This is a genomic window from Streptomyces sp. NBC_01116 (genome assembly GCF_041435495.1).
In the GTDB taxonomy this organism is placed as follows: domain Bacteria; phylum Actinomycetota; class Actinomycetes; order Streptomycetales; family Streptomycetaceae; genus Streptomyces.
Genome location: NZ_CP108644.1, coordinates 4,083,720 through 4,106,623, shown reverse-complemented (window position 1 = coordinate 4,106,623; position 22,904 = coordinate 4,083,720). Strand labels below are relative to the sequence as shown.

12 protein-coding genes are annotated in these 22,904 nt (G+C 74.3%); 1 reads left to right on the top strand and 11 read right to left on the bottom strand.

Features of this window, described 5'->3' with window-relative positions; all coding sequences use genetic code 11:
* Positions 1 to 201: 201 nt before the first annotated feature.
* Positions 202 to 708 carry a hypothetical protein gene (locus OG245_RS17880; RefSeq protein ID WP_371624506.1) on the top strand — a complete coding sequence of 169 codons (507 nt, stop codon included), beginning with the start codon at positions 202 to 204 and terminating at the stop codon, positions 706 to 708.
* 175 nt (positions 709 to 883) lie between these two features.
* Here OG245_RS17880 and OG245_RS17875 read toward each other — a convergent pair whose 3' ends face one another.
* The 11 genes from OG245_RS17875 to OG245_RS17825 all read right to left on the bottom strand — a co-directional run bounded on the left by OG245_RS17875 (position 884) and on the right by OG245_RS17825 (position 22,611).
* Positions 884 to 3,025: a hypothetical protein gene (locus OG245_RS17875; protein WP_371624505.1), complete on the bottom strand. Its 2,142-nt coding sequence runs from the start codon at positions 3,023 to 3,025 to the stop codon at positions 884 to 886.
* Complete coding sequence (locus tag OG245_RS17870) at positions 3,022 to 5,073, bottom strand: hypothetical protein (protein WP_371624504.1); 2,052 nt, start codon at positions 5,071 to 5,073, stop codon at positions 3,022 to 3,024. The genes OG245_RS17875 and OG245_RS17870 overlap by 4 nt, the downstream gene beginning before the upstream one ends.
* Positions 5,070 to 7,763 carry a hypothetical protein gene (locus OG245_RS17865; RefSeq protein ID WP_371624503.1) on the bottom strand — a complete coding sequence of 898 codons (2,694 nt, stop codon included), beginning with the start codon at positions 7,761 to 7,763 and terminating at the stop codon, positions 5,070 to 5,072. Before OG245_RS17865 ends, OG245_RS17870 begins: the two co-directional genes overlap by 4 nt.
* Positions 7,760 to 11,707 carry a tubulin-like doman-containing protein gene (locus tag OG245_RS17860; protein WP_371624502.1) on the bottom strand — a complete coding sequence of 1,316 codons (3,948 nt, stop codon included), beginning with the start codon at positions 11,705 to 11,707 and terminating at the stop codon, positions 7,760 to 7,762. The genes OG245_RS17865 and OG245_RS17860 overlap by 4 nt, the downstream gene beginning before the upstream one ends.
* A 133-nt stretch (positions 11,708 to 11,840) precedes the next feature.
* Entirely contained in the window at positions 11,841 to 14,120 is a 2,280-nt protein-coding gene (locus OG245_RS17855; protein ID WP_371624501.1) for a VWA domain-containing protein, read from the bottom strand.
* A 238-nt stretch (positions 14,121 to 14,358) separates the two neighbouring features.
* A complete protein-coding gene (locus OG245_RS17850; protein WP_371624500.1) occupies positions 14,359 to 14,910 on the bottom strand; it encodes a Pycsar system effector family protein in 552 nt (183 codons plus the stop codon).
* Positions 14,907 to 15,950, bottom strand: a complete 1,044-nt coding sequence (locus OG245_RS17845) for a hypothetical protein (RefSeq protein WP_371624499.1) — start codon at positions 15,948 to 15,950, stop codon at positions 14,907 to 14,909. The genes OG245_RS17850 and OG245_RS17845 overlap by 4 nt, the downstream gene beginning before the upstream one ends.
* Positions 15,943 to 18,729, bottom strand: a complete 2,787-nt coding sequence (locus OG245_RS17840; protein ID WP_371624498.1) for a hypothetical protein — start codon at positions 18,727 to 18,729, stop codon at positions 15,943 to 15,945. The genes OG245_RS17845 and OG245_RS17840 overlap by 8 nt, the downstream gene beginning before the upstream one ends.
* Positions 18,730 to 18,731: 2 nt before the next feature.
* A complete protein-coding gene (locus OG245_RS17835) occupies positions 18,732 to 19,589 on the bottom strand; it encodes a hypothetical protein (RefSeq protein ID WP_371624497.1) in 858 nt (285 codons plus the stop codon).
* Between the two features lie 92 nt (positions 19,590 to 19,681).
* Positions 19,682 to 20,404, bottom strand: a complete 723-nt coding sequence (locus OG245_RS17830) for a Crp/Fnr family transcriptional regulator (RefSeq protein WP_371624496.1) — start codon at positions 20,402 to 20,404, stop codon at positions 19,682 to 19,684.
* 419 nt (positions 20,405 to 20,823) lie between these two features.
* Positions 20,824 to 22,611, bottom strand: a complete 1,788-nt coding sequence (locus OG245_RS17825; protein ID WP_371624495.1) for a lysyl oxidase family protein — start codon at positions 22,609 to 22,611, stop codon at positions 20,824 to 20,826.
* Positions 22,612 to 22,904: the final 293 nt, after the last annotated feature.

Here is a 22,904-nt window from a genome sequence, read left to right as displayed (position 1 = left end):
CGAGTGACCGCTCACCGCTCCCCCCACAGCCACCGCGCACGCGTGGGCGTGCCCGCACCCGACCGAGGACCTGTGTTGTTCCGACCTCCGCGCACCACCGGACGCGCCGCCACCGGGCGCCGCGCCCCCGCGCACCGCTCCCTCCGGGGCCGTGTTCCCACCGCCCTCGTCCTGACCGCTCTTCTCCTCAGTGGATGTGGCATGAACGACTCCAGCAGCCCCAGCTCGCCCGGCGAGGGATCCGCCGGCTCCGACGACGCCTCCTCCGGCGTGCCGTACGCCGGTATCGCCACGACCGACGAGGCGGCGGACGCCCTCGAAGCCGTCTCCAGCGAGATCTACCAGTACGCCGGAGTGCCCGGTAAGGCGTCCGAGCCGGGGCCCGGGGTCAGGGAGTGCGAGGGGAAGGACCCGGAGCGGTTCTTCCGCGTGTTCCACCCGTGGAACTTCCAGCCCGGCTCCGCCGCCGACACCGACGTGGCGATGGAGAACCTCAAGAAGAAGCTGAACACCGGTGGCTGGGCGCTGAAGAGGGAGTACCGGGACAACAGCAAGAACGAGAACCTCAACCTGGTCGCGGACAACGCGGCCAAGAAGGTCAGCGTCTGGATCGTCCAGTACCGCGACCGGGCGAAGCCCAGCCTGGGGATCACGACGACGTCCGGGTGCTACGAGGTGCCCGAGGGCGCGAAGGTGGAGAAGTTCTGAAGCGGCGGCAGCGGCAGAGCTGCTGCCCGCCCTGCGGGGGGCCGTCACGGCCAAGGACCCCCCGGCGCGCGAACGGCACCTCTGCGACGCGTACGAGGCCGTGGCCGCGGTGCGGAACCGCTCGGGTCTCGCCGAGGAGGTGCACCCCGGGCGGCGGCCGCACCACGGCTGCCGGTCAGTTGAGAAGGATCAACAGGAGGAGGCCGATGACGGCCGCTCCGACGATCCCGGCGACGGTGCCCACGAACCAGTTCTGGTAGAGGAATCCCTGCTGCTGGGAGTCCCCGCCCTGCTCCGTCGACGCCGGATGTGCCGGCCGCGGCGTCTTCGGCGGGGGGACGACCGGCCGCGCCGTCGGCATCGGCGCCGGTCGCGGCGGCGGTGCGGTGGACGACGCCGGCGCGTACGACGACGGGAGGGGCACGGGCGGCGTGGCGGGAGCGGGGGTGAGGGCCGGGGACGGGGCGGCGACGGGCGGCAGGGGGGACTGCGTCCGCGCCGGCGCGGGCGCGGACGCGGGAACGGGTGCGGGCGCGGGGTGGGCGAGCAGCTCCGTCACGATCTGCTGCCACAACTGCGGTGGCAGGTCGGGGGCCCGGCCGTCCGGGGGCGTGACCAGGATGAGCCGCAGCCACTCCATGCCGGTGCCGCGACCGTCCTTGAGGACGATGTTGAACAGCGTCCGGAGATCGGGGGCCAGGAGAGGGTCCCGCACGAGCGGGGCGACGGCCCAGGAGAAGAGCTCGGCCGCACGCTCCCGCATCTCCGGGACGGACGGGCTGTCCGCCTCGGACCGGCCGGGCCGGAAGTACAGGTTGTGATCCAACACTTCGCTGCACAGTTCGTGTGCGGTCGCTTCGTCGCGGGACCGCTGCCGGTCCGCGCGGGCCAGTTCGCCCAGGACGAGATCGCGGGAGGCCCACGGCAGTCCCTCGTCGCGCAGGAGGATCAGCAGCGCGCTGTCCCGCAGGTCCCGGAGCCGGGCGGCCAGCCGGGCGGACTGGGCGGCGTCGACGCGCTGGTGGACCAGCAACTCCTCCTTTAGACGGCGGTGTTCCTGCTCGTGGCGCGACTCCGCCACGTGGTGCCCCTCCGCTGTGTGCCGCTCTTCCGGGACGCGGCGCTCTTCCCGTACGTGGCGCTCTTCCCGTACGTGGCGCTCCTCCGGGACGGGTCGTGTCTCCGGGACGGGTCGTGTCTCCGGGAGGGTGCGCGACTCGTGCTCGTACCACTCCTCCTGCTCGTACCGCTCAGGCTGCCCGTACCACTCCTCCTGCTCGTACGGCTCAGGCTGCCCGTACCGCTCCTCCTGTGCGTACCGCTCCTCCTGTACGTATCTGTCCTCCCGTTCCCGCTCCCGGCGCGGTGCCGGGGCCTTCCGGGCGTTCAGCATCCGCCGGAGCGCTTCGCGCCGCTCCGGCCGGGACATGGTGGCCCCGGACCGGAGCTCCCCGGCCAGGTGGGGCACGCCCGGAGCCGCCCCCGGGTTGCCGAGCAGGTGATCGACCATCGCGACCGCCGCGGACATCTCGACGTCCTTCTCGGCGGGCAGCCGCAGCCGGATGCGGGCCAGCGACCGGGCGTTCGCCGCCTGGGACGTCCACCCGGGCACACAGGTCAGGCGCAACGCGTGGGTGTCGGCCGTGTCGTACGTGGCGTAGCTCCACTCCGTGCCGAACCAGTCGCCGAACACCGACAGCAGCCCCAGGTAGAGCAGGGGCGCCCGGTTGAGGCGGGGCCAGTCGGGCAGGTCGTTCTCCTCGGCGAGCAGGGACAGCCGCCGGGACGGGTCGCGCAGCCATTCGGCGACCACCACCGCGAGCGCCTTCTGCACCGTCGGGAGTTCCCCCGTCATGTCGCGCAGCCGCTCGGCCGCCGTCGCCCGCAGCCGGTCCCCGTCCAGCGGCTTCAGGCCCCCGGTGGCGGTCTCGGCGACGGCCCGGCGGCTCCAGGCGTTGCCGCCGAGCCCCAGGCAGCGCAGCGGCGTCAGGGTGTCCGCGTCGCCGAACACCGCGTGGCAGGCCGTGCTGGGCCGGCCGCCCCGGTCCAGGGTGGGCCACCGCTGGAGGAGCACGGTCCCGACGGCCCGGGACGAGACCCGGACGCTGCTCGGGCGGGGCGCCGGACCGGGACCCGACACCCAGAGCAGCGGGCCCAGTTCGCGGCGGAGGGACTCCGCGCGCTCGACGGAGCAGGAGTGCGCCACGGCCGCCATCCCCGCATGGGAGCGGCCCTGGTTCCCGTCCCACCGGAACACCACCTGGTCGAGCCGGCCGCCCGGCCCGCTCTCCTCGCGCCGATCGAGGGCGTCGTTCACTGGGCTTCCCTTCCCACGCCGAATGATGCGGCGCCCCCGGGCGCCTCGATGATCCCGTGCATCGCCAGCAGCGACACCAGGGGTTCCAGCACCCGCCGGGGCCCCGCGCCCGCCGGGTAGCGGCCCTGACTCTCCTGGCCTCCGGTCGCGGACGCGATGTGCAGCGTGCAGCGGCGGAACGCGTCGAAGGGCCTCAGCCAGGCCTGTCCGGCGTGCTGCCGCAGCAGCGCGTAGACGTCCCCGCTCTCCTCCCGGAACTGGTCCGGGCCGATCGCGGCGGGCGGCGGCTCGCCCAGCCAGCGGTCGACCGGCGGCTGGAACCGGAGCAGGTCGGACTTGCCGAGCACCATCGCCGCCGGGGTCTCCAGATAGGGGCCCCGGCGCGGCAGCCGGTCGAGGACGGTGCCGAACGCGGCGTCGCCGTCCCGGTCCACCTCGGTGCCGAAGCGCTCGCGCACCCCGTCGAGCTGCGGCAGCGGCAGCGCGAGCGCCGGGTCGACGACGAAGACCAGGGCGTCGATGCCGAGCAGGAAGCGCAGCGCCCCGTCGGTGCGGACGAGGTCCTCGCCGCCGAGGTCGAAGAAGGCGACCGGGCGCACCCGCCCGCGCGCGTCGGTGAGCAGCAGCGACTCGATGAACTGGGCGAAGCCGTCCAGGCCGAACGCCCCCGTGTGGTCGAGCACCTTGCCGCTGCGCAGCGGCTGCACCCGCTCCCGGACGAAGCGGGCGTGCTGTTCCGGGTTGACGGACTGCCAGCCCACCCCGTACCGCTCCAGGCCGCCGTCGGTGATCTCGGCGATCATCTGGGTCAGCAGATGGCTCTTCCCGGTGCTGGACTGGCCGATCATGGCGACCGTCAGCGGGCGGCCGTGGGTGAGGTAGGGCACCGGGATGTGGTGCTCCGGGAAGTCCGGGTCGGCCGTGCACTGCTGGACCGCGCCCCGCATCACGTCCTCGCGCCGCACCGGGTTGCCGATACGGGAGAGGTCCAGGGGGCGGTACTGCATCTGGTCGTCCGTCACGAACAGCCTGCCCAGGTCGAGCTGGATGCCCTCCAGGCAGTACGGGCAGAGCACCTCCCCGTGGGCCCGGTCCTCGGGCGCCCCGTCCGCGTCCTCGGCGGGAGCGGGCGTCCGCCGCTTCGCGTCCAGGGCCCGGTCGAACGCCTCCTGGTGCGGGCGCGAGCCGTCCGCCTCGGTCGAGGGCCCCGGACGCCGTGCCTCCTCGGGGGCCAGCAGCTCCAACAGCGCCCGGGGGGTGGGGCGTCCGGCCGCCGCCGGGGCGAACGCGCGGGGCAGCGTCCCGGCGAGCACCCGGTGCTGGGCGAGGTCGGCGGGGGCCCGGTCGGCGGGGCCGGGGCGGCCGGTCACGAGCTGGTAGAGCAGCTGGGCTGCGCTCCACACCGCGTCCCGGGAGTCGACGAGTCCCTCGCCCCGGTGCTGTTCGGGCGAGGCGAACGGGGCCCGGCCCCACGGCGTCCGGGGCCGTCCGGCGCGGGCGGCGCTCTCCAGGCCCCAGAACTGCACCGACGTACCGTCCCAGAACACGGTCGCGGGGGAGATCCCGCGCGCCACGAGACCCTGGTCGTCCAGCAGGCAGAGGGCCAGCGTCAGATCCCGGGCGAACACCCGCTGGTCGGAGGCGGACATCACATGGGTGCGTCCGACGGGAATGCCGCGCGGCGCGGCGTACAGCAGGAACGGCTCGGCCGCGTCGAGCTCGTAGCCGATGACGGTGGGGAACAGGTAGGCGTACGGGGAGTTCTCCAGGGTCCGGTCGAGGCGCAGGGCGGTGCCCGCCTCGGTGTCCAGCAGGGCGCGGGCCGCCGGGTGGGCGGCGTCGGACGCCGACAGGAACACCTGGACGCACTGCTGGGACCGGTCGTCGAGCAGCCCGTTGCGGATGCGCTGGGGCAGCGCCGGGTCCCGCCGCGAGGCCGGGCCGAAGCGGGCCGGGGCGGTGCGCCGCCGCCCGGTGGGGTCGGCGAAGACGAGGTGGGGGCGCGGGGCCCCCGGTGACTCGGGCCGGCCCAGCGGTGTGGTGCTCACCACCGGTCGTCCTCCCTGAACTCGGCGGGGGCGGAGGGTTCGGCGTGGCCGGCGCCGGTCCGGGGGCCGTCGCCGGTGCTCTGCCGGGGCAGGACCGTGTCGACCACGCCCATCCGCAGTGGAGTGAGCCGGATCAGCCCCGCGTACCGTCCGGAGGAGGTCCACAGCGCCTCCTCGGCCGGCGGCGAACCGCTCTTGCGCCAGGCGGCCTCGATCTCGCCCTGGAGGGTGCCCGGGGCGAACCGGATCCACAGGGCCGCCTCCGGGTCGCGGCTGAGGAGGGCCCCCTGTTCCGGCGAGGACAGCTGGACGACGGACCCCCGGTCCGCCTCCCGGCCCACCAGTTCGGCGACCCGCAGCGAATCGGTGCCCAGCAGCCCGGCGGCCGTGGTGCGGGCCCGGTGGTCGGCCGGGTACGGCGGCGGGGCCAGCACCCCGTAGCGCCACAGGTGGTGGCGGGCGGCGGACAGCAGCTCGCGGACCCGCTCCTCGGTGCGCGAGAGTGCGAGCGCCCCGGCCTGACCGCGTTCGACGGCGCCCCAGTAGGGGGCCATGGCGGCCATCGCGGTGTTGCGGAGGTCTCCGGCGAGGGTGGCGACCAGATCCGGTCCGCCCTCGCCGATCTCCCGGTCGAGCCAGCGCGGAGCGCGGTCGCCCTCGCCGCTCCCCCGCGGGGCGTCGTCAGGACCGGCGGGGTACGCGGCCGGGGACGGCGTGCCGTACGGTCCGGGGCCCCCGCCGTCCGGTTCGCCGTACGGGTCGCTGCCCCGGTCGCCGTACGGATCGCCGTACGGGTCGCTGTTCCTGTCGCCCTCGTGATCGCCGTGCCGGTCCTGGCTGTCGTCCCAGGCGTAGGCGGCGGCCCAGTCGCCGTCGTCCGCGCCCCCGTCGGCCGCACCGGACTCCGTGGTCTCCAGCGCGGAGGGCGCGGAGAGCCAGTCGTCGTCCTCGTACGGACCGGAACCGCCCGGCCCGGCCGGGGCGAGGGGCTCCGGCGCCGCCTGGGCATCGGCGGCGGCCGCGGTCGCCCGCAGCATCCCGGCGACCGAACGCGCGGCGTCCGCGCAGTACAGCCGCTCCTCCGCCGCCCAGTGCTCGCGGACCAGCTCCGCCAGCAGGGCGTCGAGCCCCACGAGCGCGGTGCGCAGCGCCGTCGTGCCGCGCCCGGCGGCCCAGGAGTCGGCGGCGTCCCGCCAGAGCCTGCGGACCGCCTCGGCGGTGAGCCCGAGACCGACCAGCAGCCCGGTCCCGCCGAGCCAGAGCGGCGGCTCGGCGGCGTACGCGACCGCCGCTCCGGCCACCGCACCGGCGACGGCGGCGACCCGGGGGCCCATCGGCCACCGGGCGGCGCGCCGGCCCGTGCGCAGCCGGTTCGCGCCCAGCAGCGCGACGGCCACGAACAGCACCGGCACCAGCAGCGCCGCCAGGACGGCGGGCCACTGCCACAGGCCGCCCAGCAGCCCCGCCGCGCCCGCCATGAACAGGGCCGCGCCCGGGGTGCGGGGCGGCGCCGCGTACTCGGTGGCGGAACCGCGGGTCACCGACTCCTCGGAGTGGTCGGCGAGCCGGTGCAGCAGCGCGGTGCCCGGCACCGGCTCGACCCGGCCGGCCAGCGCGGTGAAGTGCTGGGCCACCGAACGCAGCGCGAGCCCGTCGCCCAGCAGCGTGCCCGCCAGTTCGCGGAGCCCCTCGCCGACGCGTTCCCCCGCGCTGTCGGCCGTCGGCACCCGCAGTCCGAGCGCGCCGAGCCGGGCGGTGGCCTCGGCGGTGGGCGCCGCCGCGCCGCCGCCGCCCTGGAGGGCCCGTTCCACCAGGGCGCGGAACCCGCCCAGATCCTCGCGGGCCTGGTGCAGGTCCGCCTCCAGGGCGTCGCGCCGGGCCGGGTGCAGCAGGCCGGGGAAGGACCGCAGCGCGACGAGGTCCTCGTCCGCGCGGTCCAGGGACTCCGCGCACGTGCGGTGCGCGAGGTTCACCGGACCGTCCGGCCGCCGATGGCCGTGGCCCCGGCCGTCCCGCCCCGTCACGAGTGCGCGCAGCGGTTCGGGCAGCTGGGCGTCCGGGACGACGTCGACCGGGTGGCCCGCCCCGGTGTCCTCGCCCGCGAACCGGGTCAGCGCGTCCCGCCAGGCCCGGTCCCTGACCTCCGTCGGCAGGTCCTGTTCCAGCAGCCTGACCCCGGGGGCGGCGACGGAGTCGGGCAGCTTCCGCAGGCCCTCCAGGACCCGGACGAAGACGTCCGGCACCGACAGGAGGTCCACCAGGACGGCCAGCGCCGCCGGGTCGTCCGGCTCCGGCCGGTCCAGGGCGGTACGGGCGGAACGCAGGTCACCGGCCCACACCAGGCCGGTCGTGGAGGTCCGCAGGGTCGTGGGCCGCACCAGCCGGCGGTCGGGGAGGTACGCCTCCTCCCCGCCGGCGTACGAACCGGGGGAGCTGCCCACCAGCAGCACCACGATCCGGGTCTCGCCCACCGCCCGGTAGCCGGAGAGCAGTTCGTACTGGAGCTGGTGGTCGGTCAGCCCGGCCGGAGTGTCGGTGACCAGGAACAACGGGTAGTCCGGTTCCGGCAGTCCGGCCCGGCCCAGCTGCTCGGCCACCCGGTCGCGCACGGCCTGCGAGGTGGCCAGGGCCGCGGCCCCGGCCCGCAGGTCGAGCCGGACCACGGCGGTGGTGTCCTCGGAAGTCGTCACCGCGGGCCCCCGTCCCGGAAGGAGGAGCGCCCGGCGCCGTCCTCGTCGTCCGTGCCCCAGCCGTCGCCGTCCCAGCGGCCGGAGTCCCGGGTCCCGGGGTCCCGGACCTCGGAGTCCCTGACCTCGGAGTTCCGGACCTCGGAGTCCCTGACCTCGGAGTCCCGGGCCTCGGAGTCCCGGGCCCCGACGGGCTCGTTCCCGCCGAACCGGTCGTCGTTGGTCCGGGAGTCGGTGAACCGGTCGTCGCCGGGCCGTGCGTCCGTGAACCGGTCGTCACCGGCCCGTGCGTCCGTGTACGAGTCGGCGAACCGGTCGTCCCGGGGCGGCTCGTCCACGTGTTGCCGGTTCCGGGGCCGCTCGTCGTGGGGCGGCTCGTCCGCGTACCGCTGGTTCCGGGGCTGTTCGTCCCGGGGGGCCTCGTCCGCGTACCGCCGGCTCCGGGACCGGTCGTCCCTGGGCCTCTCGTCCGCGTACCGCTCCTCACGGCGTCCTTCGGCCCGGGGCGGCCGGTCGTCGCGCGAGGAGCCCGTCCCGTACCGCTCCTCCCCGTACCAGGAGTCCGTGTGGCGAGCGCCCGCGTGCCGGGCGTCCGCGTGCCGGTCATCGTCGGCGTACCGCTCCTCGCCGGCGTACCGCTCCTCCGCGTCGTACGAGGCGGAGCGGGGCGCCGAGCGCGGAGCGGGCAGGGTGTCGTCGCGGAGCCGTTCGTCGGGGCTCGGGGCCGACGTGCCCCAGTCCTCGTCGTCCGCCACGGCGCGCCGGCGCTCCGGCGCGGGCCGGGAGGCGGGCGGCTTCGGGGCGCCTCCGCGTGCGTGTTCCAGCAGCGTGCGCAACGTGGGCTGGATCGCCTGCTTGTCGCCGAACTCCATGTCCAGCGCGGCGGGCAGCGTCTCCGCCCAGAACTCCGACAGCGGCCGGATCCAGCCGTCCACGCGTCGGCCGCCCTGCTCCCGGCGCTCCTCCAGGAGTTCCAGCTGGCGCGGGGCGATGCGCTCGACGAGCTCGACGAACAGCGGGTGCGGTGCGCTGCCGGCCCGGGCCAGCCCGAGCGGCTGGGCCCCCATCAGCTTGCGGCAGTAGTCCTCCACGGTCCGTTCGTCGTCCAGCACCGTCCAGCGTTCGTAGGAGCGCAGCAGCTCCGACCAGCTGGAGATGCCGCCGGGGAAGTCGCCGAGCCGCAGCCGTACGCCGGGGACGTTCGCCCCCTTCTCCGGGAACAGCCGCAGCCGCACCCGCGAGGGCGAGGCGGACTCACCGTCCAGGACGTCGACCTGGCCGTTCCACAGGCAGCACAGCAGGCGGTGCAGGATCGTGCGCCGGTCCTCCTCGCTGCTGACCATCCAGTCGTCCTCGAAGCCGAGGCGCTGGCGCCAGCGCAGTACGTCGTGGGCCTGCTCGTCGTCCTTGGCCCTGGCCCACTGGCGGAGCACCTTGCGGGCCTCGGGCACCTGGGTGAGGCTCATCTCGCTGCGGAAGAGGACCACGGTGATCGAGTCGCTCTCCACGCCCCGGTACTCCACGGAGTTCTTCGCGTCGGACGGCAGCCGCAGCGCCTTGGCGAGGAACTCCTGCACCTCGTCCGCCGCCTGGGTCCGCGGGTGGGTGACCAGGACCCGCAGCCGTCCGGTGCCCTCCGGGGTGAAACCGACCGGCAGCAGACCGGCGAGCTTGCGGCTGAACAGGTCGAGCGCTTCCTTGCTGACCTGGTCCGTGGACTCGGCGTCACCGGCGGCGGCCGCCAGCAGGGTGCTCATCGAGGGCAGCAGCGGCCGCTCCTCCAACTGCGCCCCGCTCTCGGCGAAGAGCCGGGTGATCCGCCCCTCCAGCCGGGTCTTGACGATGCCGACCGCCCCGTCGGGGTCGCGGCGGCTCCGCCCGTGCACCTCCTGCCAGGTGCCCCCTTCGACGAGCTTCAGCAGCAGCGACGCCTCGTCGTCGCCCTCGCGCAGATCCTCCCGACGGATCAGCCGGGCCACGACGTCCTCGTAGAAGTGGTTGAGGCTGCGCTGCGGCGGCAGGAGGTAGGAGATGCCGGTGCGCTCCGCGTACAGCTCCAGGCCCTTCTGCTCGGCCGACTTGCGCTCCTGGTCGGAGTGCTTGCGGAAGGCGTTGACCAGCCGTGTCAGGTCGCTGCCCGCGGTGTCCGCCTGCGACTGCCAGCGCTGCTGCTGCTCCCGCCAGGCCTCGTGCCAGACGGCCCGGCAGCGCCAGCGGTACCAGGTGTCCTGGGCCTGGAGGGCGGCCCGTACGTCGTCGTCGCCCCACCGGGCCGGGGACATCCCGGCGATACGGCCCTTGATCCGGGGGGTCTTCGGCGGCTGGTCGGTGACGCCCGCGGGCCGCTTCGGGGAGCGGGAGCGGGCGGTGAGCATGCCGAGGAACCCGAGCCGGGTGATCTCGTTCTCGCTGTCCGGAACGCCCCTGACGAGGCGTTCGGCGAGGAACGGGTCGACGCTCTGGAGGAGCTTCTCGATCGCCGGGCGCGGGCTGAACCGGGCCGCCATCGCGGCGGCCTGGCGGTCGGCGATGGAGTGGAGCCCGGACAGCAGGCGCTGCATGTCCCCGATCCGCTGGTTGAGCGCCTCCTCGATCGCCTTGCCGCCGCGCGGCAGCGGCTGCGGGTCCTCCACGGGCAACTGCTTGCGCTCCCACAGCTCTTCGAGCTGGGAGTCGGCGAACAGCTGCCGGACCAGCGGCACCGTGTCGTCCTTCGCCGGGTTGCGCGGCCGCTCCACCAGTTCGGTGACCGCGACCCGCAGCAGCCGCCCGGCGACCAGGTCGGCCAGCTGGTCCATGGGCGCGGTCATCGAGGCGACCAGGCTGGTGGAGACCCCCTGCCGGCCGATGCCGGTGGGGGAGAGGGCGCTGCGCTGCACGCCCCGGTTGATGAAGCTGGCGGCGAACGTCTGGAAGTCGTCGTCTCCGGCCATCGACCGGCCCTGGGAGCGGCCGTCGCCCAGCTCGGTGCCGATCAGCGACATCACCAGCGAGACGATGGAGCGGCGCAGGTCGTCCTGGCGGATGCCCGCGGTCGGGCTGAAGAGGAACGCGGTCGGCAGGATGCCGGTGCGCAGCCGGACCGGGGTGATGCCGGGGTAGCGGATGCCGAGGCCGGTCTCCTGGTCGAGGTCGCCGATCTCCGCCCCGGCGGTCGGCGCGTTCTGCCCGTCGACCAGCCGGAACAGGTCGACGAGCGAGCGGGCGGCGTTCAGTTCCGCCTCGCGCCCGCCGCCGGTGGAGGCGGGGAACGAGGACGGCATGACGACCAGCGGGTAGATCTTCACGCCGTTGAAGCGGCGCATCTTGAACGCCTGGTTGATCAGGTGCAGATAGTCCAGGAAGATCCCGGCCCCGGTGCCGCCGGCCACCGAGAAGGCGACGAAGACGTCGCAGCCGGTGACCCGGCCGCCGCCCAGCTCGCTCAGCTCGCCCGCCGACTTGGCGATGGCGTCGATGGCCTGGAGGAGGGGCTCCAGGACCGGCTGGAGGGAGTGCCGCAGCGTGGCGAAGAGCGCGGCGCGGCCCACCGTGGGGAGCTGGCCCGCGCCGTTGTGCAGCGGGGTGACGCGCGGTTCGCCCTCGCGCGGGGGCAGCCAGCCCGAGACCTCCTCGCGCAGGCTCGCCCGCAGCATCTGCGTCACCTCCGGCGAACTGTCGAAGTTCGGCAGGAGGTTGTGGGTGGCCCGCGAGGTGCGGGCGTACGCCGCGCGCAGCGAGGAGTCCACGTTGAACTGGGGCAGCCGCTGGAGGTCGGGCTCGCTGAAGTCCGCGTACACGAACTGCAGGCAGTCGGGCAGTTGGTAGGGGGCGAGGCCGCCGATGTGCTGGAGGGCGGTGCCGTCGGGGCCGCACAGGTCCACGCGCAGCTTGCGTTCCAGTTCGGCGCCGACGAGGCCGCCGGTCCCGCCCAGGCCGACGAAGAGCATCGGCTGGAAGATCTTCATGGGGTTCCTCCCGCTTCCGGCCGGGGTGGGGCCGGTTCGTCCATGGGCAGGACCGCACGGGCGAGAGTCCTCGCGGCCGTGCGGCCCGCCGGGGCCTGCGGCGCCGCCCGCCGGGTGGCGGGCGGCGCGCGCCTCACAGGTAGTCGTCGCTCCCGCCGGTCGTGCCCACCGGGTCGTGCGGCGAGGTGGCGGCGGTGGTGCGTACGGAGTCCTCGCCCAGGGCGAGGCTCAGCCGGTCGGTGAGATCGACCCGGCCGGTCGCCGTGAGCCGCTCCCGGGTGCGGCCGCCGTGTCTGCGGAGCACCGCGCCGCCCTCGGGGCTGCGCTGCACGGCGTACCGGCCGTTGGTGCGCCGTTCGACGCGCGGGTTGCTGTGCTCCTCGGCGATGTCGAACGCGTACCACTGCTTCTGGCCGTGTCCGGCCGTGTGGACGCCGAGCACGTCGCCGTTCTCGGAGAGCAGGTGGAGCGTCAGCCCGTGCGGGTCGCGGCGGCCCCGCCGCTGCCGGAGCCAGGCCAGCACCACCAGGACGCCGACGACGATCAGCGCGACGGCGCCGACCAGCACCCACCAGTACCGGTCCAGCACGCTGGGTTCGGGGGTGACCTGGACGGACAGCGGGGTGCGCACCAGGGTGCGGTCGCCGTCGCTCGCGTCCTGGACGGTGACGGTGCCGCCGATGCCGAGCGGGCCGTCGTCGAGCCGCCCTTCGAAGGACTTCTCCGGTCCGATCCCGATCTTGACCTCGTGCGTGGAGGACGCGCCGGGCTTCACCACGATCTCGCCGGGGCTCACGGTGAGGAGCCCGGCCCGGACGTCCGCGAGGGACAGCTTGAGGGTGTGCGGGGCGTCCGTGGTGTTGGTGACGGAGAGGTTCGCGGTGACCGTGTCCCCGGGGTGGCCGTCGCCGCGGACCGGGCCGAGCGCCGTGGTGACGGGCAGGGCCCCGGGGGCGACCTGGCCGCCCTCGCTGCGGGTGTCGGCGCTGAGCCCGGAGGCGGTGAGGGTGCCGCTGACCTTCAGGGCGCCGTCGGCGCTCTTCGGGACGGTGACCGTACCGCTGAAGGAGCCGTCGCTCTTCTTGGGGTCGGGGCCCTTGCCGTCGTCGGCGAGCCGCAGGGGCAGCGGGGTGAAGCCGTCGCCGGTGAGTTCGCTGCTGACCTTCAGACCGGCGTAGTCGGCCGGGTCCTTGATCTCGTAGCCCTCGCGGGTCTGGAGCCGCATGGTGACGGTCGCCTTCTCCCCGGCCTGCGGGGAGGGCGGGTCCATCGTGATGGAGCCGCGCAGCTCCCCCTGCCACAGCACGCTGACGCCGACGGGCAGCGAACGGTGGCCCTCGGGGGCCTTCACGTCGACCTTCCACCGGCCGGGCACCGGGTCGACGATCTTCAGCGCCTCCACCGTGCCGCCGCCGCCCGCGAGTTCGAAGGTGGAGTCCCGGTACGAGCCCGTGGTGGGCACCTTGTTGCCGAGCGGGTCGGTGTAGGTGACGGTCACCTCGGGGGAGCCCTTGTCGACGACGATGCTGCCCACGGTCGCCAGCGGCGAGATGGTGATGGGCAGGGTGGCGGGCGGGCGCTTGCTCGGCCCCGCCTGGTAGCGCAGGCAGTGCGCGGCGGCGAAGATCTTCTCCAGCACCGGCCCGACGTCCTTGGCCCCGGAGACCTTGCGGGCGGTGGGGCGGGCGGACGGCAGGTCCACGCAGCCCTCCTGGAAGCCGCCGGCGGCGATCCTGTCGAGCTGCGCCTTGTCCGGGTCGGGCCCGAAGCCGAGCGGCCAGATCTGTACGTTCTTGGCGGCGGCGTTCTTCAGCTCCCGCTCCAGCTGCCGCTTCCCCTCGGCCTCGCGGTGCGCCGGGTCGCCGTACTGGGGGCTGCCGGTGACGTCCATCTCCCCGTCGGTGAGCAGGAACAGCACCCGGGGGACCGACGGGTCGGTGCCCGAGCTCAGTTCGTGCACGCCCTGGCGTATCGCGCTCGGGAAGTCCGTCCCCGTGCCCTCGCTCTTCTTGCGGCTGCGCAGCTTCTCCACGCAGCCTCCGACCGACTCCCGCCCCGCGGCGTCCAGTCGGGTACGGGGGCACACGGGGTCCACCGCCCGCTGGTCGGCCGACTCGGCGGCGGCGAAGCCGAACACGCTGATGTGGGAGGTCGCCGAGACGTCGCCGAGAGCGATCCGGGCGGCGGCGGCCTTCTCCGCCTTGATGTCGGCGGGCGCGAGGCTCGCGGACTGGTCCACGGCCACCGCGTAGTTGACGGAGGCGAAGGCGGGCGCGGCGGCCGAGGCCGGCTCCGGATCGGCGGCGGCCGGTGCCGTCAGGGAGGTGAGCAGGGCCGCACCGGCCAGGACGGCGAGTGCCGCCCGCCCGGCCCGGCCGGTGCAGGCCGGGCCTCTTCTTCGGTCATTTCGCACGACCGTCCCCTTTTACTGTCGTTGCCGTGTCTGCGTGTCTGCGTGTCTGCGTGGCTGGCTGGCTGGCTGGCTGGCTGGTCTGTCTGGTCTGTCGGCGCGGCTGCTGTGGTCTCTGTGGTCTCTGCGGCCCTGTCGCCGCTGTGTCCGCGCGCCCGGTGGTGCCGTGGAGCGCCTGTCCGATGGCTCTGTGCGGTTGTCGGTGGTGCGCCCTGGACGCGGCACACCCGTGCGGGGGCGGTCAGCGCGCGGCCAGGCTCCAGGCGAGAGCCAGCGCGGCCGCCGGGGCGAGGGTGGCGACCGCCCAGCGGATCGCCCGGTACTTCGCGGAGAGGATGGCGCTGACGTCCACGGCCTGGACGAGCAGCCAGCCGACCGGGTCGCGGCCCGCCTCGTTGACGCGGGCGGTCAGCACGTCGTGGTCGAACGGGGCCAGCAGGTCCCCGAAGTAGGTCACCCCCTCCCGGTCGCGGACGGTGCCCGTACGCGGCAGGAGCGCACGGACCAGGGCGGCCACCGCGACCACCCACAGCACGCCCGCGGCGACCAGCGCCAGGTCGCCGGCGCCCCGCCAGTCGGGCGAGCCGTGCCGCCCGATGAGGAAGGCGGGCAGGGCGAGCGCCCCCGAGAGCAGCACGGCGGCCTTGGAGTCGGCCCTGCCGAGGTCCTCCCGGACGGTGACCAGGAGTCGTTCCGCGATGCGTTCCCCCGCCCTGTCCGGCCCGTGCTGACCCCCGTCCGGCACCGGCGCGGTCGGGGCGGGGGAAGTCCGTGTTGTTCCGTCGGCGCTCATCCGTCGCCCTCCGCCCAGCCCCAGCCGTCGTCGCGGTTGCGGTCGCGCGGGGCGGGCTCGGCGTCCCGGACGGGCGGGCGGGGCTGCCGTACGGGAGGCTCGTCCGCCACCCAGTCGGGGGTGAACGGCTCCTCGCGGGCGGGCGGCAGCACCGGCTGGGAGCGGCGCGCGGGCCGGGTTCCGATCGCGCCCTGGATGCCGAGGTGCTGCCTGCTGAGGTCGTCGAGCACCCGGGTCTCGATCTCGTCGGAATGGATCTGGCCGTCGGCGATCATGGAGAACAGCCGGTCGACCCGCTCCTTCTCGTCCTGCCGGCCCTCCTGGCGGATCTTCTCCAGGAAGCTGTTGGCCGCCTCGGGGTCCGCGGCCAGCATGTGGCTGAGCTGCTCCAGATCACCGCCTTGCAGCATCCGGAGGTAGTTCTCCTGCCGCATCCGCGCCAGCACGGCTTCGCTCTCGTGGCTCCGGACCTTCTCCGTGTGGCCGATCGTCCGGTCGTCCACCCGCAGCCGTACGAACAGCCGCACCCGGAGTCCGAGGGTGGTGCCGAGGTCGTTCCACCGACCGGAGACGCACGTCCGGGTGATGTCGGCGTTGGCCTGCTCCGCCTGGTGCACCGGGTACTGGGCGGAGATCTCCCGCAGCCGCTCCAGGGTCGGCGCGGTGAGGCTCTGGGCGATGTCGGTGACCACCTGCACCGCCACGAGGTGCGGGTCCTCGACGGTCCACTGGATGTCCACCTCCGCCTTGAAGAACGTCGTGCCGCCGGAGGCGGGCAGCTCCATCCGCAGGGTGGTGACGAAGGTGCCGGTGGCGATCTCGCAGATGGTGTGCGGCCGCCAGGCCAGCGGCGGCTTGTCGTAGTGCTCGATGCCGGAGATACCGGCCACGCTGTAGCCCCGCCGGTAGAACAGCACCGACGTGGTGCGGGCGCCGCCCTGCCGGAACGGGCCTGTCGGCGTGTACTCCCGGAGGAACGGGCCGACGGGCCGCGAGGGGTCCACCGCGCCGTTCTCCGCCACGCGGTTCTCCTCAACCATGACTTTCCTCCTCTTCGGACCGCCGCCGCGGCGCGGGCACGGCGAGCCTCCACAGGGCGCGCGCCCGTTCCGCCGCGAGCGGACGGTCCTGATCCCTCATCATTCGGCGCAGCAGCCAGTCCAGCCGCCGCTGGTCCGGCTCCTTGGCGATCAGGACGGGCAGCAGCGCGGCCAGTCCCTCCCGCGTCCACTCACGACCGTCCTTGCGCGCGGCGGAGCGCAACAGGGTCTCCAGGGCGTCGAGCGCCACGTCCCGGGAGCGTGCGGTGTTGAGCGCCGTCCAGAACAGGTCGGCGAGCCTCCCGGTCAGTTCGGGCCGGGTCGCGGTCAGCGCGAGCAGCAGCGGCCAGTCGCCCCGGTCGCCCAGCGGGGTGCCGGGCTCGTCGTCGAGGACCTCGTCCACATCGGTCAGCGCCAGCCGGACGATGCTCACCAGGGCGAGGTCCTGGTACTCCTCGCCGCGGTGCGCGGTCCAGTCGGCCAGCCGCCGCAGCACGGTGGCGCACTCCGGGAGCGTCAGCAGCCGTACGACGTTCAGCGAGGCCACGGCCAGCTGTTCCCCGTCGTCGCGGACCCCGATGTCGGCCAGCGTGTCCAGGGTGTCGTCCATCGAGTCGGCGGACCGGCCGTAGCCGAGCGCCATGGCCGCCGTCCAGCGCAGGGCCGGTGTGCCGTGCCGCGACCAGTTGTCGACCACCTTGCGCACCGCCCGGCGGTGCGAGGCGTGGCCGGCGGCCTGGTCCAGCGCGGTGGCGGCGAAGACCCTGCGGCGGGGCGTGGGCGCCTCGGCGAGCGGCCGGATCAGCTCCGCGTACCCGTGCTCGAAGTCGCGTACGGACAGCTCCCCGGCGGCCACCGCGGCGCGCATGGTGACCTGGGGCCTGGGGTCGTCGGCGAGCAGCCGGAGCCAGCGGACGACCGGGGCGCGGACGGGGAAGTGCCGGTCCCAGAGCTCGGCGAGCACGGCGGCGGGCAGTGCGCTCCCCCGGTAGAAGATCAGCCGCCCCGTCACCTCGCTGCCCGCCACGTCGACGATCCCGTCGGCCGGACGGGCGCGGGACAGCGCCAGGTCGGATTCCGGGTCGTCGCAGAACAGGGGGCGGGCGGGGGTGCTGTCCGGATCGCTCTGTACGGACAGTTCCCAGGTCAGCAGGTGGGCGGCGGCGGACACCGCGCTGTGCGAGGCGCCGCCGAGGACCGCGAGCGCGATCCGGAACGCCACCGGGTGGAACAGGGCGGCGGTTCCGGAGCGCACGGGGGGCGTCCGGCCGTCGCCGGGCGGCGGGGCGGCCAGGGCCCGGTCCACCCCGGCGAACCACTCGTACGCCTGGACGGCCGCGAGACCGCGGCAGCCGGACAGCAGCTCCTCACGGCTCACGGAGCCCAGGAGATGCCCGGCGAGCAGCGAGGCGAACAGCTCGGCCTCGGCGGGCCGGAGGTCGTCGAGCCCCACGGCCTCGGTGACCTCGGGATCCTCACGGAGCTCCGCCGCACGCGCCAGCAGCCGGGAGAGCGCCCCGTCGCCGTCCGGGCCGCGCCCCGGGTGCCGGCCGCTATCCCGGCTCCGGTCCCGGTCCCGGTCCCGATTTCTGTCCCGGTCCCTGCTGTCGCCGTCCGGTCCCCCGTCCCCGTTCCGGTCCCTGCTGGCGTCGGTCCGGCCTCGGTCTTCGTCCCGGTCCCGGGTGTCGCCGTCCGGGCCCCCTCCTCCATCCCCGTCGCGGTCCTGGCCCCCGGCCCGGCTGCCGCCCGCGCCTCCGCGCCCGCGCTCGTCCCGGCTGCCGCCCGGGCCTCCCTGCCCGCCCCCGTTCCGTAACAGGTCGCCGTGTTCCTCCTCCAGCCGCTCGCGCAGCCGGACGGCGACCAGTTCACGGGTGGGGGCGGGCGGGCAGATCGCCCCGTACCGCCCGGCCAGCAGCGGGTTGGCCGCCGAGCCGACGCTCACCACGACCACCGCGTACGAGCCCCGCTCGGCCAGCGCCGAGGCCAGCTGGTCCAGGTCCATCCCGTCGGGCGGCAGGGTGCCCGGCCGGTCCAGGGCGGGCTCCAGCAGATACCCGGTGCCGCGCAGGTGGCCGCCCTCCCCGGCGGCCACCTGCGCGGCCAGCTCGCGGACCCCGCGCTCCGGATCCGCGCGGCGCACCCGCTCGCTGTTCCGCGCGCCCTCGCGGGTGACCTCCTCCAGGAGCGCCAGCGCCGTACTGACCCGGCCGGTGCCGGGGGCCCCGCCGAGCACCAGCAGCCGGCGGGCCACCAGCGCCCGGCGCAGCCGTACGTACCCCTCCGGCTCGATGTGGGTCCGGCGGATCCGCAGCAACTCCTCCTCCGGGACCGGGCCGTCGCGCATGGAGAGCCCGGAACGCAGGGCGTCGAGGCGGATGTTGATGTCGCCGATGTGGAGCTGGCCGACGTCGGAGCGGTCCAGACCGATGAAGTCCCGTCCGCTGGCGAGGAGTTTCTGTCCGGACCGCCGGGCGCGGGTGGCGGCGGCGGCGTCGGTCGGCTCCTCCTCCCCCTGCTCCTCGGTGAGCGGGTCGCGGGTCCGGTCCTTGAAGCGGTCCGCGGCGCGTTCGCGCTCCTTCTCCCGCTCGGCGGCGTCGTCGGCGGAGGAGCCGGAGTCGGAGGCGTCACCGGAGCCGGGCGCGTTCGCGCCGTCCGGGGCGTCCTTGGCCTTGTCGTCCCCCCGCGCCCCACCGCGCGGCGGGGCTTCGGGGGAGCGGGCGTCCTTCGCCTTCGGGGCGGCCGGCTCGGCGGGACGCTCGGCCACTGCTTCGTCGGCCATCCTCAGTCCTTCCGGGGGCTGTCGCCGGTGACGCGGCCGATGTGCACGGGCTGCTGGTAGACGTTGTGCTGGTGGAGGGACAGGTCGCCCTGCGCGGTGTACCGGGCAGGCGCGTCCTCGTCGTCCCCGTCGTCCCGCTCGTCCCGTGCGCGTACCGGAGCGGTGGCGGCCGAAACGGTGTCCGGCCCACCGCCGGGCCCACCGCCGGGCCCGGCGCCCGGACCAGCGCCCGGACCGCCCGGCTTCTCCGGGGTGGTCGGCCCGATGCCCGGCGCGGGCCGTCCCGGCAGGTGGAACCAGGCGGTGACCTCGCCCTCCTTCAGGGCGAGCCGCGCCGGCGAGAAGCGCTTGGGCTCGATGAACTTGCCCCCGGCGGAGACCACGTCGACGTAGAGGGAATCGGAGACGACGAGCACCAGATCGGCCTGTTCACGGTCCAGCAGCTGCCGGGCGACGGACGAGTCGGCGAGCCGGCAGGTCAGGTCGACCGCACGCCCGCTGATGCCCCGGCTGTCGTGGCGTACGGGACCGACGTGCATGGCCACCCGCAGCCCGAGCGGCACGAGGAGGGAGGGGTTCACCTCGCGCAGGTTCTCGTGGACCTCCACCATCCACAGGCCGAGCAGCCGCGTCACCGCGATCCGGCCCGGGACCGACACCAGCACGCCGTCCCCGCGGTCCTCCATGTGGACGGTGTCCCGGCCCACCCCGGCCTGGGCGAACGCGTTCTCCAGGACCTGGTAGATCCGCTCCCGCATCCGCGGCTTCTCCGCGTCGCCGTACTGCCCGGAACGTCTGGCGTCCACGCTGATGACCAGCTCGTAGCGTGCCTCACCGGCATCCAACGCGTCGTGCTCCACCGCGTGCCCCCGCTCTCTTGGCGCTTGCCGTCCCGTACAGCTTCCGGCCCGGGACGAAGGCCGTCTGTAGCCGTTTACACACGGCGGGGCGTTCAGTCCCGGTGGCCCTCCGCGAGGAGGGCGAGCAGCGCGGGGTCGAGGATCTCCACCATGCGCGTACCGGTGCGCACGATCTTCTGGGTGCGCAGCAGCCGCAGCGCCTTGGCGACCGCTTCGCGGGTCGCCCCGACGGTGGCGGCCAGTTCGTCCTGGGCGAGGTGGACGACGGCGCCGGTGGACCCGGTACCGGCCCCGGAGGTGGGCGCGGACGGTGCGTACGGGCCGGTGGGGGCGGTCCGGGAGAGCTCGGTGAGCCGGCTCGCCAGGCGCTGGAGGACGGTCAGGGAGGCGAGGGCGGAGCGCTCCTGGTCGGCGCTGCGCAGCCGGAAGGTCAGCTGCCGGATCACCAGTCCGCTGACCCGGGGATGCGTGGCGAGGAACCGGCGGAACGCGTCGCCGCCGATGACGGTCGCCTCGACGGTGCCGAGGGCCCGTACGGTGGCGCTGCGCGGGTGGTTGTCCAACGCGGCCATTTCTCCAAGGAGTTCGCCGGGCCCCCGTAGCCCGAGTATGAGCCGGGTGGCGCCGCGGTCGGTGATGTGGGAGACGGTCACCCAGCCGCGCAGCACGATGACCACGTGGCCGGTCCGGTCGCCCTCGGTCAGGAGCGGGGTGTCGGGCGCGTACTCCTTGCGGTGTCCCAGGGCCATGACGCTCTCGTACTCCGGGGCGGTCAGAGCCCGCCCGAACGCCAGCTCATCGCCGAGCAGCCCCATGGCCACTCCCCCCGCGGCGGTATGTATGGCCCGATCTCGTTGGCGTAGATGTTTCCAGAACCACCCCTAGAGGGGAGTGAATTGCGCCACACATGCGCTACGCATGAGTAACCAGTGCGTTGCCTGGTGGGCGATGGTGTCCGCCGGGTGCGCCTTCGCCGCACCCGGGTGGCGGCGGGGAGTCGTGCGTGGCGGGCCGGGCGCCGTGTGTGCGCCTGGGCGCGTCCCTGACCGGCGGAGTCGTGGCGGCGCTGTGGGCGGGAGGGCGGAGCCGCGAGAGGGCGGGGCCGGGGTTACGGGTGCACGGGCGAGTTGGCGAGAACTCGGGTTTGGGCCCCGACACGCCACCGGCCCCGGGATTCTTCCCGGGGCCGGCGGAACATACGAAAGGAAACGCCTCAACGAACCTTCACAACAGGCTAGTTGGCGTTCACCAGGTCATGGGCGGGGACCTTCACGGTGCGGGCGCCCTTCTTGCCTCCGAGGACGACCTTGCGCAGCGCGCTGTTGTTCTTGTGGTTGGTCTCCTTGAGCCGGTTCTCCGGGTTGGCGAGGACCTGGATGTAGTAGGTGCCGTTCGGCAGGTTCGTGATGTCGAAGGACTGGCCGGGCAGGTCCTGGGTGTAGGTGTCACCGGAGCCGACGTCGAGCACCTCGCGGACGGAGATCGAGTTCTCCTGGCCGCACGCGGTGGACAGGTCGGTGTTGTCCGGGTGCCAGTTGGCGTTCTTCACCGTGTAGTCGACGGCGTCGGTGTTGGCCAGGCAGAACGCCTCCTTGCCGCTGCGCACCGACTCCTTCTGGTCGGCCTTCAGCAGCCGGTAGCTGGCGAAGTCCGTGAAGTGCCAGTGCTCGTGGCCGGGACGCGGGTCCCACTCCATGGTGCCGGTCGGGGTGTAGCCGACCTGCTTGCCGTTGGCGTCGTAGAAGTACTGGTAGGCGTCCATCAGCTCCTTGCCCGGGGAGCGGAAGCCGTCCACGACGAGCTTGGCCGGGCCCGCGTTCCACACGTTGGCGCTGAAGGCGAGGTAGTCCTTGCCGGGCACCTCCTCGTAGCCGTCGCTGACGGTGATGCCGTACGCGGGCAGCGAGCGCAGGTCCGGCTTCGGCACGTCGGGCACGACCGCCTTGCCGGTGGGCCGCTTGGCGTTGGGCTTGGCTCCCGGCGCCTGCCGCGACCCGTCGGTCTGCCCGGCACGGTCGCCGACCTTGGCCGCGGAGAAGGACTCCCGCTGGAGCGACTCCCTCTTCAGCGCCCAGGGCAGGGCGGCCGGGGCCGGCGGGTAGGGCCCGTGGCCGACGTTGAACGTGGGCGCGGCGCCGGTCGTCCGGGCGGCGGGGGCCTCGGCGCGGGCCGGGGCGCCGTGCGCGGCGTGGCCGGAGGGCGCGGCGGCCTTCCCGTGCCCTTCATGCCCTCCGCTCGCTCCGTGCCCTCCATGCCCTCCGTGCGCGGAGGCGGCGCTGCGGCTGCCGGCGGGAACCGGGGTCGGCTCCTCCCAACTGCGCTCGCGCACGGTGACCTTGACGGTGCGGGTCTGGTTGGCGATGCCGAAGAGGTCGCGGTACTTCTTGGTCACGCTGATCTTGGCCGTGTACGTACCCGCGGCCAGCTGGACCGGCTTGGAGTAGTAGCCGGCGTAGGTGTTGGACGCCCACCCGTTCTCCACGCCCCACACCGAGCCGAGGGTGAAGGGGTTCACCGGACAGCTCTGCGGATACTTCGAGTTGGCGGGCGCGTCGGGCCGGACCCGCCCGGAGGCGTTGTTGGGGCAGAACGCCTCGGTCTGGGTCAGCACCGTCTTGCCCGCCGCGTCGGTGAGCTTGATCTGCGCGAAGTCCGGCAGCCCGGAGAAGTCCTTCACGAGCCCGGCGGGAAGCGCCTTGGTCGTGGTCTTCTTCCCGTTCCGGAAGACCTGCGAGGCGACGACCGGGTCCTTGTAGGACTTCCGGGTCACCTTGAGCTCGAAGGCGCCGTTCTCGGAGGTGAGATACGTACCGAGATCCAGATAGACGCCGGGATCCTCCTTCCACGAGTCGAGCGTCACCGACGTGGATGCGGCGATCAGGCTGAGCTTCGGCGTCGGCTCCGCCGTCTTGGCACCGGGAGCGGCGGCGACGACGCCCGCCGTCACGGCGACGGCGGCGGCGATGGCGATGGAGGGTCGGGTCAGGCGGTTCGTGCTGCTCTGCGGGGATCTGGTCATCATTCCTCGTACTTCCGGCTTCCGGGTGCGTGACGGAACGTGGACGAGCAGCACGGCCCAACTCACCTGTGGCGACGCTGTGTCCGACCTGTGAGAAGCGGAGCGGGCCCCGCAGGTTGTCTGCACTCACCCGGACGGCCCACAGTTGTCCGAAAAGTACTGTCCGGATCTCCGTAACGGACCAGGGCGGGAAGCCTCGGCGCCACTCCTGCGCAGCACTCCTGGTCAGCGACTCCGCCAACCGGTGCCGACCGGCGCCGACGCGCGATTTTCGGCCAGGAGCGTCGGCGACGGAC